Below are 16,394 nucleotides of genomic sequence, written 5' to 3'. Positions count from 1 at the left end.
CGGGCATGTACGCACCCACCCCCGAGGACTGGTACGCGGCCAACCGGGCCCGCTGGGACGAGCGCGTCCCCCTCCATGCAGCCAGCGAGTTCTACGACCTCGACGGCTTCCGTGCCGGCAAGGAGGCCCTGCGCGACTTCGAGCTCGCGGAGGTCGGCGACGTGACCGGCCGCTCGCTGCTGCACCTGCAGTGCCACATCGGCCTGGACACCCTCTCCTGGGCCCGGCACGGAGCGGAGCGCGTGGTCGGCCTGGACTACTCCGAGCCGGCCGTGGAGGTCGCCCGCGGCCTCGCGCGCGACCTCGGGCTCTCGCAGGACCGGGCCGCGTTCGTCGCCGCCGACGCGTACGACGCGGTCGAGGCGGTGCCGGACTCCTCGTACGACATCGTCTACACCGGCGTCGGCGCGCTGAACTGGCTCCCCGACCTCGACCGCTGGGCGGAGACCGCCGCCGCCCTCGTCGCGCCCGGCGGCTTCCTCTATGTCGCCGAGTTCCACCCGATCGCCGACTCGTTCGACGACGAGACGGCGACCCGGCTCATCCACGACTACTTCGTGCGCGACCCGTGGGTGGACACCACGCCCGGCACGTACGCGGACCTCGACGCCGCCACCGTCCACAACCGCAGTGTGGAGTGGGTGCACCCGGTCGGCGAGGTCGTCACGGCGATCGCGAGGGCGGGGCTGCGGATCGAGTTCCTGCACGAGCACGACGCGACGCTGTTCCCGCGCTTCGGCTCGCTCACCCGGCACGAGGACGGCTACTACCGCTTCGCGCCGGACCACCCCCGCATTCCGCTGATGTACTCGATCAGGGCCTCGAAGGCGGCCTGACCAGCGGCCTGACCAGTGGCTTGCTCCGGCGGACTCGCGGGAGTCCGCCGGATCGCGGGTGTCCGGTGGCTCAGGGGAGCCTGATGACGGCGCGTCCGCCCGCCAGGTCCACCGTGGAGCGGTGCGGCGGGGCGCCGTCCTCCTCGTCGTCGCGCATCACGAGGGAGCTCTGGCGCTCCTTCAGCTCGTTCTGCTTGCCCTGCGAGAAGGTGGCGTGAAGCTGTTCGAAGCCGGTCGACGAGACCTGGCCGCGGCGCCGTCCGCGCCCGGTGGCGCGCAGGATCTGATCGCCGAACGCGAGCGCGGTCAGCAGGATGACCAGCCCGGGCAGCGTCACGAACACGGCGAACTCCATGCCGCCATTGTGGCTGGGCCCGCCGCCCGGGGGAAGGCGGAACACCATGGGCGTACCACCGCATGTCGGACGAACGGGATGGTCCTACCCTGGAGGGAAGGCGGGCCCGGCGCGCGGAGGCGACGTCATGAGAGCACGGCACCACTTCCACATCGACTACCGCGGCCATTCGGTCAGCGCCACCGTGCAGACCGGCCATCACCCGGTCGTCGAGATCCTGGTGGACGGCAAGGAGACGGGGCATGCCACGAGCCAGGACGACCGCCCGGTCATGGTCCACGTCGAGCTGCCGACCGACCCGCCGACCCCGGTGATCGTCCGGGCCACCCCGGGCCCGGGAGTGCCGCGCTGCCTGCTGCTCGGGCCGGAGGAGCAGGAGGGGCATGTGATGGCCCCGCGGGTGTACTGAGGCCACCGAGGCCTTGATGCGTACGAGGCTCAGCTGAGCCAGGCCATCCCGATCAGCAGGAAGACGACGAAGGCGACCGCGCCGGCGACGGCGGCGGTACGGCGCGGTCTGCGCCGGGATATCGCGGCCAGCGGGTTCTCGGCGGGCGGCTGCGCGCGCCGGGACCTGGGCTGCTGCGGCGCCGGCGCGGCCGGTACGGGCATGGGCACCGGCGCGGTCGGGAGCGGGGCCGGGGCGGCCTGGGGGACGGGCGGCTGCGGTACGGCCTGGGGCAGTGGCATCGGCTGGTCGCGCCACGAACCGGAGGTGAACCAGTCGGCGATGGCCTGGGCCGCGGGCCGCTGCTCGGGCTGCTTGGCGAGCAGCGACAGCAGGTAGGCCTCGAACGCGGCCGGCATCGGCACGCCGAGCTGCCGCGGCGGCGTCGGCGGGGTGTCGATGTGCTGGTACAGCAGCGCGGTCGCGGTGTCGGCGCGGAACGGCGGCTGCCCGGTGAGCAGTTGGTAGAGCACGCAGCCCAGCGAGTAGACGTCGGACGCGGGCGACGCGGGCTGCCCGAGGGCCCGCTCGGGCGCGAGATAGAGGCCCGTACCCACGATCTGCCCGGTGGTGGTGAGCCCGGCCGACGGGTCGTCGACGAAGCGGGCGATGCCGAAGTCGGCGAGTTTCACGGTGCCGTCGGCGTCCATCAGCAGGTTCCCCGGCTTGATGTCCCGGTGCACCACGCCCTGCCGGTGTGCCGCCGCGAGCCCGGCGGCCGCGTGCGCGGCCACGGTGGCCACCTGCTCGGCCCCGAGCACCACCGACCGCCCCCGGTCCCCGGCCAGGCTGTCGCCGGACACCAACTCCATGACCAGGAACAGCTTTCCGTCCCAGGTCCCGAAGTCGAAGACGCCGACCACGTGCGGATGACTCAGCCGCGCGGCGGTCTGCGCCTCCATCCGGAACCGCTCGGCCGCCGACGGATCGTGCTCGTGGCCGAGCATCAGCTTCACGGCCACATCGCGCCCGAGCACCTCGTCGGTGGCCCGCCACACCTCGCCCATGCCGCCACGCCCGACACACCCTTGGAGCCGATATCGGTCCGCGACCAGCACCAGAGACCCCACCCTTCTTCTCGACGTCCCATCGTAGAGCGGCTCTTGACGGGTCCTTGCCCCGCGTCCGCGCCTGACCCGTCCGACCCGTCCGACCCGTCCGACCCGTCCGGCCCGTCTCGCGGCCGCCAGGTCCCGTCGAGGATCCTCACGACGAGACTTCCGCGGCCGGCCAGGACGACGACCGGGCTCCCCACCAGGATCTGGCGACCTGGGCCCTGGCCGCGGCTGTGTACCGGAGGACCGCCCTCGCGGTGGATCAGGTGACCCACGAGGCGGAGAAGAGGAACGGCCCCGCCGTCATCGTCCTCGACGACCGGAGCAGGCCGAGAGACCCGGGAAACCACTCAGGGGCCTGATCCGCTCTCGCGAATCAGGCCCCTGAGTGGTATTTCGGCTGTCGGGGTGGCGGGATTTGAACCCACGACCTCTTCGTCCCGAACGAAGCGCGCTGCCAAGCTGCGCTACACCCCGGTGTCGCTGCTTCGTTCCTGCTCTCCGCGGCGACATCGATTACTTTAGCCCACCGGCGGCCAGAGACGAAATCCGGTATTCAGGGGCGGGCGGTCAGCGTCAGCAGGGTCGCCTCGGGCGGGCAGGCGAAGCGGACCGGGGTGAAGCGGTTGGTGCCGCAGCCGGCCGAGACGTGGAGGTACGAGGTGTGGCCGGCGGCCGTGTGGGTGGAGAGGCCCTTCACACGGTCGGTGTCCAGGTCGCAGTTGGTGACCAGGGCGCCGTAGAAGGGGATGCAGAGCTGCCCGCCGTGGGTGTGGCCGGCCAGGAGCAGGTCGTAGCCGTCCGCCGTGAAGGCGTCCAGGGCGCGCAGGTACGGCGCGTGCACCACGCCCATCGAGAAGTCGGCGTCCCGGTCGGGGCCGCCGGCCACGCGCTCGTACCGGTCGCGCTTGATGTGCGGGTCGTCGATGCCGGTGAAGGCGAGGTCCAGGTCGGGCAGCTTCAGCCGGCCGCGGGTGTTGGTCAGGTTCACCCAGCCGGCCGCGTCGAAGGCGTCCCGCATCCCCTCCCAGGGGTTGTGGACGGCGCCGACGACCGGCGGGTTGCCGTTGAGGCCGTGCTTCCCCTGCACCTTCTCCTTCAGATAGAGGGCGGGGTTGCGCAGCCGCGGGCCGTAGTAGTCGTTGGAGCCGAAGACGTACACGCCGGGGAACTCCATCAGCGGTCCCAGCGCGTCGAGCACCTCCGGCACCGCCTCGGTGTCGGAGAGGTTGTCGCCGGTGTTCACGACGAAGTCGGGGCGCAGCCCGGCGAGCGACTGGAGCCAGGCGCGCTTCTTGCGCTGGCCGCTGACCATGTGGATGTCGGAGACCTGGAGGACGCGCAGGTCGCGCATGCCCTTGGGGAGCACCGGGACGGTCACCCGGCGCAGTCGGAAGGAGCGGGCCTCGAAGCCCGCCGCGTAGACGAGGCCGGCCGCCGCCGTCGCCGTGAGTCCTGCCGTGATCTTCAGGGGGATCCCGTACCGTGCGCGCATCCCCATATCGTCGCAGACCGTGGATCGTCGCAGACCGTGGATCGGCGGAGACCCCCGCACGGGAATACCCCCACACGGAAATGAGCGGGCGGTACCGGCCCTGCACCTGACACACTTGATCCCATGACCACGCTCAAGGCCAAGCTTCAGGACGACCTCACCGCCGCGATCAAGGGACGCGACGAGCTGCGCTCCTCGACCCTGCGGATGACCATCGCCGCGATCAACAAGGAGGAGGTCGCGGGCAAGACCAAGCGCGAGCTCTCCGACGACGAGGTGCAGAAGGTGATCGCCAAGGAGGCGAAGAAGCGCCGCGAGGCCGCGGACGCCTTCACCCAGGGCGGTCGCGCCGAGTCCGCCGCGCGCGAGCTGGCCGAGGGCGAGGTCCTCGACGCGTACCTGCCGAAGCAGCTGTCCGACGAGGAGCTGGAGGCCGTCGTGGCCGCCGCCGTCGAGGAGGCGAAGGCCGCGGGCGCCGAGGGGCCGCGCGCGATGGGCGCCGTCATGAAGATCGTGAACCCGAAGGTCGCCGGCCAGGCGGAGGGCGGCCGCGTGGCCGCCGCCGTGAAGAAGCTGCTCGCGGGCTGATCCGGGGATCCGCGGCGGCCCCGGGGCGCGTACCCCTGGAACAGGCACCGACGCGAAGGCGCCCCTCCTGAACGGACTCGTTCGGGAGGGGCGCCTTCTTCGTCTCTTCGTCTTCTTCGTCTTCTTCGTTACGAGGCGGGCCGGGCCGGAGCAGGACGGCGCAGGTCGGCCCGGGCGGCCTTACGGGCCGTTGCCCCCGCCCCCGCCGCCGTGACCACGGCCGCCGGTCGTGCCGCCGATCAGGTCCGGCGGGAGGACGATCCCGCCCGGCAGGGTGGCGCCGGGGGTCGGCTTGTTGTCGTCGCCGGGCTTCCGGTTCTTGTCCTTCTCCTTGTCCTCCGGCTGCGCGCCGCGCGGGATGTTGATCGGGACGAAGGAGGGGGTTTCGCCGGCCTTCAGCGCGCCGGTCATCGCGATCCGCCAGATCGGGCCGGGGAGGCAGCCACCGCAGACCTTGTCGTAGTACGTGCCGCCGATGGTGATGTCGTACATCGACTTCTTCTCGCCGACGTCGTCACCGACCCACACCGCCGTGGACAGGTTCGGCGTGTAGCCGACGAACCAGGCGTCCTTGCGGTCGTTGGTCGTACCCGTCTTGCCCGCGTTGTCGCGGTCGCTCAGACCGGCCTTGGTACCGGTGCCGTCCTCGACGACGCCCTTCAGCATCTGGTTGACCATGTCCGCGGTCCGATCGCTCATCGCCCTGGAGCACTCGGTCTGCGGGACCTTCAGCTTCTCGCCGTTGGCCGTCTTGATCGACTCGATGACGATCGGGGTGCAGTACGTGCCGCGGTTGGCGAAGGTCGCGTAGACCGAGGCCATGTCGAGCGGGGTCGCCTCCTGGCCGCCGAGGGTGATGGAGGGGAGCTCCTTCAGCTTCTTGCCGAGCTCACGCTCGTACCCCATCTTCTTGGCCATGTCGACGGTCTCGCACAGACCGGTCATCTGTTCCAGCTGCGCGAAGTAGGTGTTGATGGACTTGCCGAGGGCGCTGGTCATGTCCCAGCTGCCGGCCTCGGACTGCATCTCGTTCTGGAGGTCCCAGTTGCCGCCGCCGGACGGGCCGCCCGCACAGGTGGTGTACGAGCTCATCGGCATCGAGATCTTCCACGGCGTGGTGAAGGACTGCGCGGGGCTGAGCCCCTTCTCCAGCGCGGCCGCGGCGGTGATCGGCTTGAAGGTCGAACCGACCTGGAAGCCGTAGGTCGTGCCGCCCATCTTCTTGCCGACGGAGAGGTTGAGGGTCGTCTGGTGCAGCTTCTGGTCGAGGCCGTACGGGCGGGACTGGCCCATCGAGAGGATCTTGCCGGTGCCGGGCTGGACCTGGACCACCGCGGCGGCGACCGGGTCGTCCTTGTCGATCTTGGCGATGGCGGCCTCGTTCGCCGCTTCCTGGGCGCGCGGCGAGAGGGTGGTCTTGATGGTCAGACCGCCCAGGTTCCACAGCTTCTGGCGCTCCTCGGCGGTCTTGCCGAAGACCGGGTCGTTGAGGATCGTCTTGCGGACGTAGTCGCAGAAGAAACCGGAGCCGTCGACGGCGGTGATGCAGCCGTTCTTCGGCGACTTCACCTTCAGCTTGATCGGGGTGGCCTTCGCCTTGTCGGCCTCCGCCTGGCTGATGTCCTTCACGTCGGCCATGCGCTGCAGGACGATGTTGCGGCGCTTGGTGGCCTCCTGGATGTCGTTCACCGGGTCGAAGCGGCTCGGCGACTGCACCAGGCCGGCCATCATGGCGGACTCGGGGAGCGTCAGGTCGGCGGCGTGCTTGGAGAAGTAGCGCTGCGAGGCGGCCTCGATGCCGTACGCCTGCTGCCCGAAGAACGTGATGTTGAGGTAGTTCTCCAGGATCTTCTTCTTGCCCAGCTCCTCCTCGACCTGGATCGCGAACTTCAGCTCGCGCACCTTGCGGCCCATGGTCTGCTGGGTGGCCTCGGCGACCTTCTCGGGGTCGTCGCCGGCCTCCTCGACGAAGACGTTCTTCACGTACTGCTGGGTGAGCGTGGACGCGCCCTGTGCGACCCCGCCCGACTGCGCGTTGCGGTTGATCGCGCGCAGCACGCCCTTGAGGTCGATCGCGCCGTGCTCGTAGAAGCGCGAGTCCTCGATGGCGACGATCGCCTTCTGCATGTACGGGGAGATCTTGTCGATCGGCACGACCTGCCGGTCGCGCGAGTACACGGTGGCGATGTGGCCGCCCTCTGAGTCGAGGATCGTGGTGCGCTGACTCAGCGGCGGCGTCTTCAGGTTGGACGGGATCTCGTCGAACCCCTCGACCGTGCCCTTCGCCGCCAGCCCCAGCGCTCCGGCCGCGGGCAGGGCGATGCCTGCCAGCACGGCTCCGGAGAGCACACTGACCCCGAGGAACTTGGCGGCCTGCTGGGTCCCGGTCAGACCTCCGCCCGAGCGCTTCTTTGCCATGGGGGGCAGCCTAATCCGTAATTATGTGCGTTCCCCCGGAGCGGGTCCTTCTCGGAGCGTTCGAGTACCAGACCGTGACATCCGGGTGCGGAGGGGGCTGTGGAGGCCCCGACGTGCGTACGTTCTCATTCGCCGGACACGCGTATATGCCTTGGCCTAAGCTGCTCACAACTGTCACAGCAGTGGGGTCTCGCATCAAGACCCGCGCGTCACCTCGGCAGGAATTCCCGCGTCCCCGAAGCGCGGTGACTTCATGCCTGAATCCGGACTGAATCCGACTCATGTCCGGTATGGCTGCGATGTCCTGGCGTCACTCCCCTGGGTGATCTGCCGGGCACGCATAGTCCGTTCGGGCCATTCAAGATTGGGCCCGAAGGGGGTGTTGCGCTGTCCCCACCTTCCGTAACGTCCCAACTGGCAGCGGTGAATATGCCGCTACCGCCGTGGGGGAGCCTCGATTCGGGAGAGGACGGCGCCGGTATGGGCTGGGTAGCTGACTGGAGTGCGCAGGCGGCCTGCCGCACTACCGATCCGGATGAACTTTTCGTGCAGGGCGCGGCGCAGAACAGGGCGAAGGCGGTGTGCACCGGATGCCCGGTGCGGACCGAGTGCCTCGCCGACGCCCTCGACAACCGTGTGGAATTCGGCGTGTGGGGCGGTATGACGGAGCGCGAGCGACGCGCCCTGCTGCGCCGCCGGCCGACCGTCACCTCGTGGCGCCGGCTCCTGGAGACCGCGCGCACGGAGTACGAGCGGGGAGCGGGCCTGCTTCCCGTGGCGATGGACGACGACGCGACGTACGAGACGTACGCGGCGGTGGGCTAGGGCCCTGCTACGGCATACGCGGCTACGGCATACGGCCGACCGCGAGCCGCTCACCGATCGCCCGCAGCCCGTCGAGGTCGTGTACATCGCCGGGCAGGGCGGCCACTTCGGCGACCGCCACCTCGGGGTGAAGCGCGGTGAAGCGGTCGCGCGTGTGCTGTTCACGTGCGAGCACCTGCATCCGCTCGGCGTGCAGCCGGAGCAGGCCGGCCGTGAGTTCCTTCACGTCCGAGGCCAGGTCCGACGAGCTCGTGTTCAGGTCCGAGTCCGGGTCGGCTGTGGGGGCAGCCGGGGACTCGGGTGATTCGGGTGACGGTGCTGGCGCTGGTGCGGTGACGGCGGCGGTGGCGAGGCTTGCGGCGGTGCCGGTGGCGCTGTCTGCGGCAGGATCCGCAGGGGGGTCTGACGGCTCGGGAGCGGTGGCACGGGAGCCACGCTCAGGAGGTTTCCCGGTCCCCTGATCCACAATGCGGCCCTCTTCAAGATTTTCTGCGGCGGCCCGCGCCCGCTCGGCCGACAGCCGGGCGGCGCCGCTGCCATGGACCCGGTTGAGGACCAGCCCCGCCAGCGGCATCTCCTCCGCGGCCAGCCGCTCCACGAAGTACGCCGCCTCGCGCAGCGCGTCGCGCTCCGGGGTGGCGACCACGAGGAAGGCCGTGCCCGGGGCCTGCAGCAGTCTGTACGTGGCGTCCGCGCGGGTCCGGAAACCGCCGAACATCGAGTCCATCGCCGCCACGAAGGTCTGTACGTCCTTCAGGAACTGACCCCCGAGCAGCTTCCCCAGCGTCCCGGTCATCATCGACATGCCGATGTTGAGGAACTTCATCCCCGCCCGGCCGCCCACCTTCGCCGGCGCCATGAGCAGCTTGATGAACGTGCCGTCGAGGAACGAGCCGAGCCGCTTCGGCGCGTCCAGGAAGTCCAGCGCCGACCGGGAGGGCGGAGTGTCGACCACGATCAGGTCCCACTCGTCCCTGGCCCGGAGCTGGCCCAGCTTCTCCATCGCCATGTACTCCTGCGTACCGGCGAAGCCTGCCGACAGGGACTGGTAGAACGGGTTCTCCAGGATCGCCCGGGCCCTGTCGGGATCCGCGTGCGCCTCGACGATCTCGTCGAAGGTCCGCTTCATGTCGAGCATCATCGCGTGCAGCTCGCCGCCGTCGCATCCCTTGATGCCCTCCACCCGGCGCGGCACGTTGTCGAGCGAGTCGATGCCCATCGACTGGGCCAGCCGGCGCGCCGGGTCGATGGTGAGCACCACGACCCGCCGCCCGCGCTCCGCCGCGCGCACGCCGAGCGCCGCGGCCGTCGTCGTCTTGCCGACCCCGCCCGCGCCGCAGCACACGATGATGCGCGTCGCCGGGTCGTCGATCAGCGGGTCGAGCTCCAGGCCGGGCACGGTTTCGAGCCCGGCCACCGCCGGACCCCCGTCCGCCCCGGTCTCGCCAGAGGCCCCGGCCGCCCCGGTCTCCCCGGCGCCGTCCGCGGCGGCCTTCGGCGCGGCCTCCTTCGCCGTGTTGCGCGTCACGCGCCCACCCCTTGTCTCCGCAGCTCCTTCGCCAGCCGGTACAGGCCGGCGATGTCCGCCCCGTCCCCCAGGAAGGGCAGTTCGTACGTCGGGACCCCGATGCCGTCGAGCGCCTCCCGCTGCGCCCGCTCCAGCTCCACCCGCTGGGCGTGCTCGGCGGCCTCCTCCAGGAGCGGCTCGACCAGCCTCGTGCCGCCCTTGATCCCGACGGACGCCAGCGTCCCGGCGATGGCGTCCCGGTGGGCGCCGGAGGCGGCCCGTACCGCCGCCTCGTCGAGGACGTGCGGACGGACCATGTTCACCACGACACGGCCCACCGGCAGTTCGGCGGCGCGCAGTTCGGCGATGCCGTCGGCGGTCTCCTGGACGGGCATCTCCTCAAGAAGCGTCACCAGGTGCACCGCGGTGTCCGGGGACTTCAGGAAGCGCATGATCGCCTGGGCCTGATTGTGTATCGGGCCGATCCTCGCCAGGCCCGCCACCTCGTCGTTGACGTTGAGGAAGCGGGTGATGCGGCCGGTCGGCGGCGCGTCCATCACCACGTAGTCGTACGTGAAGCCGCCGTGCTTCTCACGACGGCGGACCGCCTCGCAGGCCTTCCCGGTCAGCAGGACGTCCCGCACGCCCGGCGCTATCGTCGTCGCGAAGTCGATCGCGCCGAGCTTCTTCAGCGCCCGGCCCGCGCTGCCCAGTTTGTAGAACATCTGGAGGTAGTCGAGCAGCGCCCGCTCGGCGTCGATGGCCAGCGCGAACACCTCGCCGCCGCCCGGCGCGACGGCGATCTTGCGCTCCTCGTACGGCAACGCCTCCGTCTCGAAGAGCTGGGCGATGCCCTGCCTGCCCTCCACCTCGACGAGGAGGGTCCGCTTGCCCTCCGTCGCGAGGGCGAGCGCGAGTGCCGCGGCCACCGTCGTCTTACCGGTACCGCCCTTGCCGCTGACGACCTGGAGCCTGCTCACGTCTTCGAGCCTAACCACTGGCGGCCCGGCCCAATCAGAGGGCCGCCCCGGACGCGCCCCCCAGACACGCCCCCCTCGTCACCTAGGGGATGCCCCACCGGCGGGGCTGCCTCGGGGGGCCGCCTCGGGGGCCGCCCCGGCGCAGCGGCTGCGGTCGACGGCTACAGTCGGCTCATGACCAAGTGGGAGTACGCGACTGTGCCGCTGCTGGTGCACGCGACGAAGCAGATTCTTGACACCTGGGGCGAGGACGGCTGGGAGCTCGTCCAGGTCGTGCCCGGCCCGAACAACCCCGAGCAGCTCGTGGCCTACCTGAAGCGGGAGAAGACCTCGTGAGCGGGGCCGGAGCCGTCGAGGCGAAGATCGCCGAGCTGGGCCTGACGCTGCCCGAGGTCGTCCCGCCGCTCGCCGCCTACCAGCCGGCCGTGCAGTCGGGTGCGTACGTCTACACCTCGGGCCAGCTCCCGATGGTGGCCGGAAAGCTCCCGCTGACCGGCAAGGTCGGCGCCGAGGTCACGGCCGAGGAGGCCAAGGAGCTCGCCGCCACCTGCGCGCTCAACGCGCTCGCGGCCGTGAAGTCGGTCGTCGGTGACCTGGACCGGATCAAGCGGGTCGTGAAGGTGGTCGGCTTCGTCGCCTCCGCCCCCGACTTCACCGGCCAGCCCGGTGTCATCAACGGTGCCAGCGAGCTGCTCGGCGCCGTCCTCGGCGACAAGGGCGTGCACGCGCGCAGCGCGGTCGGCGTCGCGGTCCTGCCGCTGGACGCGCCCGTCGAGGTCGAGGTCCAGGTGGAGCTCGAGTCGGCCTGAGGCCCGTACATCCCGCACACCGCTTGAGCCGGTTCCCTCCCATCCGGAGGAAACCGGCTCTCGTGCATCTCGATGCTTGCGCATAGCATCCGGCCATGTCGAATGGTCAGACGCAGGGGCAGACGCAGGGGCGGACGAACGGCCAGTGGTACCCACCGGAATGGCCCGACCGGATCCGCGCCCTCGCCGCCGGTGAACTGGTCCCCGCGACCCCCCGCCGGGCCGCCACCGTGCTGCTCCTGAAGGACGGCCCGGACGGCCCCCTCGTCCACATGCTGCGCCGCCGTGCCTCCATGGCCTTCGCGGGCGGCGCGTACGCCTACCCCGGCGGCGGCGTCGACCCGCGCGACGAGCACCCGGTGCGCTGGGCGGGCCCCTCCCGCGAGGAGTGGGCGGCCCGGCTCGGTCTGCCGGACCCCGCGCAGGCGCAGGCCGTCGTCTGCGCCGCCGTGCGCGAGACGTACGAGGAGGCGGGCGTCCTGCTCGCCGGCGAGACCGTGGACGCGGTCGTCGGCGACACGACCGGGGAGGACTGGGAGAAGGACCGGGCGGCGCTCGTCGCCCGCGAGCTGTCCTTCGCCGACTTCCTCGACCGGCGCGGGCTCGTGCTGCGCTCGGACCTGCTCGGCGCCTGGGCCCGCTGGATCACGCCCGAGTTCGAGCCCCGGCGCTACGACACCTGGTTCTTCGTCGCGGCCCTTCCGGCCGGCCAGCGCACCCGGAACGCCTCCACCGAGGCCGACCGGACCGTGTGGATCCGCCCGGCGGACGCCGCCGCCGGCTACGACCGCGGCGAGCTGACCATGATGCCGCCGACCATCTCGACCCTGCGCAGCCTGCAGCCGTACGGGACCGCCGCGGACGCCCTGGCCGCCGCGCCGGCCCAGGACACGACCCCCGTCCTCGCGCAGGCGCGTCTGGACGGCGACGAGCTGATCCTGAGCTGGCCGGGGCACGACGAGTTCACGAAGCACATCCGCGCCGCCGGCGGGGAAGGGCCCGGTGGGGAAGGCGCCGGCGCGGAAGGCACTGGCGGGGACAACACTGGTGGGGAAGGCACTGGCGGGGAGACCACTGGTGAGGAAGGCGCCGGCGGGGAAGGCGCCGGTCAGGAAGGAGGGACGACGATATGAGCGATGCCCACGCCCTCCCCGGGCAGCCGCGCGGCGCCGTCGTCTCCGGGCCCGCGACCGTCCGCGCGGTCAACGTCCTCGCGCCGAACCCGTCCGCGATGACCCTGGACGGCACCAACACCTGGATCGTCGCCGAGCCGGACTCCGACCTCGCCGTCGTCATCGATCCCGGGCCGCTCGACGAGGGCCATCTGCACGAGGTCATCGCCACCGCCGAGAGGCTCGGCAAGCGGATCGGGCTCACCCTGCTCACCCACGGGCACTCCGACCACGCCGAGGGCGCGGCCCGGTTCGCCGAGCTGACCCGCACCAGGGTGCGGGCGCTCGACCCGGCGCTCCGGCTCGGCGACGAGGGGCTCGCGGAGGGGGACGTGATCACCGAGGGCGGACTCGAACTGCGGGTCGTGCCCACCCCCGGCCACACCTCCGACTCGCTCTGCTTCCACCTCCCGGCCGACCGGGCGGTGCTGACCGGCGACACGATCCTGGGGCGCGGCACGACGATGGTGGCGCACCCGGACGGGCGGCTCGGCGAGTACCTGGACTCGCTGCGGCGGCTGCGCTCGCTCACCGTCGACGACGGGGTGCACACGGTCCTGCCCGGGCACGGGCCGGTCCTGGAGGACGCGCAGGGGGCCGTGGAGTTCTATCTGGCCCACCGGGCGAGCCGGCTGGCGCAGGTCGAGGAGGCCGTCGAGAACGGCCTGCGGACCGCCCCGGAGGTCGTGGCCCAGGTCTACGCGGCCGTGGACCGCTCCCTGTGGCCGGCCGCCGAGCTCTCCGTACGGGCGCAGCTGGAGTATCTGGAGGAGCGCGGCGCGATCTGAGGCGGGCGGCTTGTGGGGGCGTGCCCGTGCGGGCGGCCTGAGTGGCTTGAGTGGCCTGAGAGGGCTGAGCGGGCTGTCTGTGGGGCGCGCCTGAGCGGGGGCCGCGCCCGGTGCCATGGGGTCTCGCGCCCAGGGCCCTCTCCCGTTGCCCCGCCCCGGAACTGTCGGGCTTCCCCGGGTGTCTTACGCTCCGCTTACATCTGGCCGTAGCTCTCGGGGGGAAGCCCGTGTTCGTCATAGCCATTCTGCTGGTCATCGCGGCAGTGGTGCTCTATCTCGTCGGCCGCGCGAACGACACCCGCGGCCTCAAGCTCGGCGCCGTCGGTGCCCTGCTCGCCGGCCTGTTCTCGCTGGTCGCGAGCATGACGTACGTGATCAGCGCGTACGAGGTCGGTGTCCCGGTCGCGTTCGGCAAGGTCGGCGAGCCGATGTCCTCCGGCATGCACATGAAGTCGCCGTTCACCAACGTCACGACCTTCTCCACCCGGCCCGTCGACCTCAACCTCTCCGACAAGGACGTGGTCGAGGTGCGCTCCTCGCAGGGCGGTGTGATGTACGCGGAGCTCACCGTGAAGTGGGCGGTGCACCCGTCCAAGGCGGTCGAGCTCTACAAGCTGGCCGGCAGCGAGGACGCCATCCAGCAGCGCCTGGTCTACCCGGACAGCCGCGAGATCGTCCGCAACGTCTTCGCCAAGCACACGAGCGAGGAGGGGTACGCCTCCGACCGCGAGGGGATCAACGCCGAGATCGCCGAACTGATCAAGCAGCGGCTCGCCCCGCGCGGCATCGACGTCACCACCGTCAACCTGCGCAACGTGAAGCCGTCGAACGCCCTGCAGGACCAGATCGACCGCAAGATCCAGCAGCAGCAGGCCACCGAGCGGGCCCTGGAGGCCGCCCGTACGGCAAAGGCGGAGGCCGACCGGCGCCGTATCGAGGCGGAGGGCATCGCCCGCGCCAACAAGATCCTCAACGACTCGCTGACCGACAAGGTCCTGATGAACCAGTGCATCGACGCGTACAAGGAGGCCGCGGCGAAGAACCCGGTCTATGCGGTGCCCTGCGGCAGCGGCGGCTCGAACCCGCTGATCGTGGACGGTACGAAGCGCTGATCGCGGAGCTCTGGCCTTAGATAGCGCCGGTCTCCACGAAGTACGACGAAGGGGGCCGCCCGGTCGAACCGGGCGGCCCCCTTCGTCGTACGTACAGGGTGCTGGTGCTGGTGCTGCGCTGGTGCTGCTCAGCCCTGCTCAGCGCGAGCGCTTCGCGAGGCGCTCCACGTCGAGCAGGATCACGGCGCGGGCCTCCAGGCGCAGCCAGCCGCGCTGGGCGAAGTCGGCGAGCGCCTTGTTGACCGTCTCGCGGGAGGCGCCGACCAGCTGGGCCAGCTCCTCCTGGGTGAGGTCGTGGACGACGTGGATGCCCTCCTCCGACTGCACACCGAAGCGGCGCGACAGGTCGAGGAGCGCGCGGGCGACACGGCCCGGCACGTCGGAGAAGACCAGGTCGGACATCTGGTCGTTGGTCTTGCGCAGCCGGCGGGCGACGGCGCGCAGCAGGGCGCTGGCCACCTCGGGCCGGGCGTTCAGCCAGGGCTGGAGGTCGCCGTGGCCGAGGCCGAGCAGCTTGACCTCGGTCAGCGCGGTCGCGGTGGCGGTGCGCGGGCCCGGGTCGAACAGGGACAGCTCGCCGATCAGCTCGCCGGGGCCCAGGACGGCCAGCATGTTCTCGCGGCCGTCGGGCGAGGTGCGGTGCAGCTTCACCTTGCCCTCGGTGACCACGTAGAGCCGGTCGCCCGGGTCGCCCTCGTGGAAGAGCGCGTCGCCTCGGGCCAGCGTCGCCTCACTCATCGAGGCGCGCAGCTCAGCGGCCTGCTCGTCGTCGAGCGCCGCGAACAGCGGGGCGCGTCGCAGAACGTCGTCCACGAGTTCTCTCCTATGTCGACCTCAGTGCGATCAATCACAACAAGTTTGACTCACCGGACCGCCTTTCCGTACGTCAGGGGCCCGATTGGGTCGTGATCGGGGGCGTGCGGGGCGGATGTCGGCGGTGGCCCCTAGGCTGGCCGGGTGTCCAACTCGCCGGTGAGAGCACAGGCCAAGGGGGCTGGAAGAGTGCGGGACGGAGTCAATTCCGCTGTGGGCGAACGCGATGTGTCGAAACGGACGAAAGCGGCAAAAAGCACTGCGGAGGGGTCGGTAGGACCCGACAAACCGACGGCCAAGCCGCCCTCCGCGAAGAGGGCCGTGCCGAAGAAGGCCGCCAAGCCCGAGTCGCGCCTCGCGATGGTCCGGCGGGCCCGGAAGATCAACCGGGAGCTGGCCGAGGTCTATCCGTACGCCCATCCCGAGCTCGACTTCCGCAACCCCTTCGAGCTGCTCGTCGCCACGGTCCTCTCCGCCCAGACCACGGACCTGCGGGTCAACCAGACGACCCCGGCCCTCTTCGCGGCGTACCCGACCCCCGAGGACCTGGCCGCGGCCGTCCCCGAGGAGGTCGAGGAGCTGATCCGGCCGACCGGCTTCTTCCGCGCCAAGACCAAGTCGATCATGGGGCTCGCGGCGGCCCTCCGGGACGACTTCGGCGGCGAGGTGCCCGGCCGGCTGGAGGACCTGGTCAAGCTGCCCGGCGTCGGCCGGAAGACGGCCTTCGTCGTTCTCGGCAACGCCTTCGGGGTGCCCGGCATCACCGTGGACACCCACTTCATGCGGCTCGCCCGCCGCTGGAAGTGGACCGAGTCCGACGACCCGGTGAAGATCGAGGCCGAGGTCGCCGAGATCTTCCCGAAGAGCGAGTGGACGATGCTGTCGCACCGGGTGATCTTCCACGGGCGCCGCATCTGCCATGCCCGCAAGCCCGCGTGCGGTGCCTGCCCGATCGCCCACCTCTGCCCCTCGTACGGCGAGGGCGAGACCGATCCGGAGAAGGCGAGGAAGCTCCTGAAGTACGAGAAGGGCGGCTTCCCCGGCCAGCGGCTCAACCCGCCCCCGGACTACCCCGGCCTCCCCGCGCCCCCGCTGGGCGCGAACTCCTGAGGCCGGCCCTGGCCCCAGGCCCGGCCCCAGGTCCCCGGCCCGGATCAGGGTGCGGGCCAGGGGCCGTGTCCGGGTCGGGTCCG

At 71.1% G+C, this 16,394-nt stretch carries 17 protein-coding genes and 1 tRNA gene; 10 read left to right on the top strand and 8 right to left on the bottom strand.

Annotated elements, in window-relative coordinates:
* Nucleotides 1-5: 5 nt before the first annotated feature.
* Entirely contained in the window at nt 6-836 is an 831-nt protein-coding gene (locus tag AB0C73_RS09315; protein ID WP_362526603.1) for a class I SAM-dependent methyltransferase, read from the top strand.
* 70 nt (nt 837-906) lie between these two features.
* Here AB0C73_RS09315 and AB0C73_RS09310 read toward each other — a convergent pair whose 3' ends face one another.
* Nucleotides 907-1,191 (bottom strand): DUF6191 domain-containing protein, encoded by a 285-nt coding sequence (locus AB0C73_RS09310; RefSeq protein ID WP_362526601.1) that lies wholly within the window; start codon nt 1,189-1,191, stop codon nt 907-909.
* A gap of 127 nt (nt 1,192-1,318) precedes the next feature.
* Here AB0C73_RS09310 and AB0C73_RS09305 point away from each other — a divergent pair, with 127 nt between their 5' ends.
* Nucleotides 1,319-1,600: a hypothetical protein gene (locus AB0C73_RS09305; RefSeq protein WP_362526599.1), complete on the top strand. Its 282-nt coding sequence runs from the start codon at nt 1,319-1,321 to the stop codon at nt 1,598-1,600.
* Between the two features lie 29 nt (nt 1,601-1,629).
* Here AB0C73_RS09305 and AB0C73_RS09300 read toward each other — a convergent pair whose 3' ends face one another.
* The 3 genes from AB0C73_RS09300 to AB0C73_RS09290 form a co-directional block, all read right to left on the bottom strand.
* On the bottom strand, nt 1,630-2,697 hold the full coding sequence (locus tag AB0C73_RS09300; RefSeq protein ID WP_362526597.1) for a serine/threonine-protein kinase: 1,068 nt from the start codon (nt 2,695-2,697) through the stop codon (nt 1,630-1,632).
* A 400-nt stretch (nt 2,698-3,097) separates the two neighbouring features.
* Nucleotides 3,098-3,171, bottom strand: a tRNA-Pro gene (locus AB0C73_RS09295).
* 79 nt (nt 3,172-3,250) lie between these two features.
* Nucleotides 3,251-4,189 (bottom strand): metallophosphoesterase, encoded by a 939-nt coding sequence (locus AB0C73_RS09290; protein WP_362526595.1) that lies wholly within the window; start codon nt 4,187-4,189, stop codon nt 3,251-3,253.
* Nucleotides 4,190-4,312: 123 nt separating this feature from the next.
* Here AB0C73_RS09290 and AB0C73_RS09285 point away from each other — a divergent pair, with 123 nt between their 5' ends.
* On the top strand, nt 4,313-4,777 hold the full coding sequence (locus AB0C73_RS09285; protein WP_362526593.1) for a GatB/YqeY domain-containing protein: 465 nt from the start codon (nt 4,313-4,315) through the stop codon (nt 4,775-4,777).
* A 180-nt stretch (nt 4,778-4,957) separates the two neighbouring features.
* On the opposite strand, the gene AB0C73_RS09280 is transcribed toward AB0C73_RS09285, so the two are convergent.
* Nucleotides 4,958-7,195: a transglycosylase domain-containing protein gene (locus tag AB0C73_RS09280; RefSeq protein WP_362526591.1), complete on the bottom strand. Its 2,238-nt coding sequence runs from the start codon at nt 7,193-7,195 to the stop codon at nt 4,958-4,960.
* Between the two features lie 480 nt (nt 7,196-7,675).
* On the opposite strand from AB0C73_RS09280, the gene AB0C73_RS09275 reads away from it, so the two are divergent.
* Entirely contained in the window at nt 7,676-8,020 is a 345-nt protein-coding gene (locus AB0C73_RS09275) for a WhiB family transcriptional regulator (protein ID WP_046910200.1), read from the top strand.
* 22 nt (nt 8,021-8,042) lie between these two features.
* Here AB0C73_RS09275 and AB0C73_RS09270 read toward each other — a convergent pair whose 3' ends face one another.
* Nucleotides 8,043-9,437 carry an ArsA family ATPase gene (locus tag AB0C73_RS09270; protein ID WP_362527230.1) on the bottom strand — a complete coding sequence of 465 codons (1,395 nt, stop codon included), beginning with the start codon at nt 9,435-9,437 and terminating at the stop codon, nt 8,043-8,045.
* 107 nt (nt 9,438-9,544) lie between these two features.
* Complete coding sequence (locus tag AB0C73_RS09265; protein ID WP_362526588.1) at nt 9,545-10,507, bottom strand: ArsA-related P-loop ATPase; 963 nt, start codon at nt 10,505-10,507, stop codon at nt 9,545-9,547.
* Nucleotides 10,508-10,681: 174 nt separating this feature from the next.
* Between AB0C73_RS09265 and AB0C73_RS09260 the strand changes: the two genes are divergently transcribed.
* The 5 genes from AB0C73_RS09260 to AB0C73_RS09240 all read left to right on the top strand — a co-directional run bounded on the left by AB0C73_RS09260 (nt 10,682) and on the right by AB0C73_RS09240 (nt 14,388).
* Nucleotides 10,682-10,843: a DUF4177 domain-containing protein gene (locus AB0C73_RS09260; RefSeq protein ID WP_137988514.1), complete on the top strand. Its 162-nt coding sequence runs from the start codon at nt 10,682-10,684 to the stop codon at nt 10,841-10,843.
* Complete coding sequence (locus tag AB0C73_RS09255) at nt 10,840-11,316, top strand: RidA family protein (protein ID WP_362526585.1); 477 nt, start codon at nt 10,840-10,842, stop codon at nt 11,314-11,316. The genes AB0C73_RS09260 and AB0C73_RS09255 overlap by 4 nt, the downstream gene beginning before the upstream one ends.
* Nucleotides 11,317-11,411: 95 nt before the next feature.
* The gene (locus AB0C73_RS09250; RefSeq protein WP_362526582.1) at nt 11,412-12,449 is read left to right on the top strand and encodes an NUDIX hydrolase; all 1,038 of its coding nucleotides are present in this window, start codon (nt 11,412-11,414) and stop codon (nt 12,447-12,449) included.
* Nucleotides 12,446-13,276 carry an MBL fold metallo-hydrolase gene (locus AB0C73_RS09245; protein ID WP_362526581.1) on the top strand — a complete coding sequence of 277 codons (831 nt, stop codon included), beginning with the start codon at nt 12,446-12,448 and terminating at the stop codon, nt 13,274-13,276. Before AB0C73_RS09250 ends, AB0C73_RS09245 begins: the two co-directional genes overlap by 4 nt.
* A 227-nt stretch (nt 13,277-13,503) precedes the next feature.
* A complete protein-coding gene (locus tag AB0C73_RS09240; RefSeq protein ID WP_362526578.1) occupies nt 13,504-14,388 on the top strand; it encodes a prohibitin family protein in 885 nt (294 codons plus the stop codon).
* 138 nt (nt 14,389-14,526) lie between these two features.
* Here AB0C73_RS09240 and AB0C73_RS09235 read toward each other — a convergent pair whose 3' ends face one another.
* Nucleotides 14,527-15,201 carry a Crp/Fnr family transcriptional regulator gene (locus AB0C73_RS09235; RefSeq protein ID WP_046910193.1) on the bottom strand — a complete coding sequence of 225 codons (675 nt, stop codon included), beginning with the start codon at nt 15,199-15,201 and terminating at the stop codon, nt 14,527-14,529.
* A gap of 321 nt (nt 15,202-15,522) precedes the next feature.
* On the opposite strand from AB0C73_RS09235, the gene nth reads away from it, so the two are divergent.
* Nucleotides 15,523-16,311 carry an endonuclease III gene (nth, locus tag AB0C73_RS09230; RefSeq protein WP_362526576.1) on the top strand — a complete coding sequence of 263 codons (789 nt, stop codon included), beginning with the start codon at nt 15,523-15,525 and terminating at the stop codon, nt 16,309-16,311.
* The last annotated feature ends 83 nt before the right edge of the window (nt 16,312-16,394 follow it).

It is taken from the genome of Streptomyces sp. NPDC048623 (assembly GCF_040650755.1).
Lineage (GTDB): Bacteria > Actinomycetota > Actinomycetes > Streptomycetales > Streptomycetaceae > Streptomyces.
This window is presented reverse-complemented; position numbering and strand designations above follow the sequence as displayed.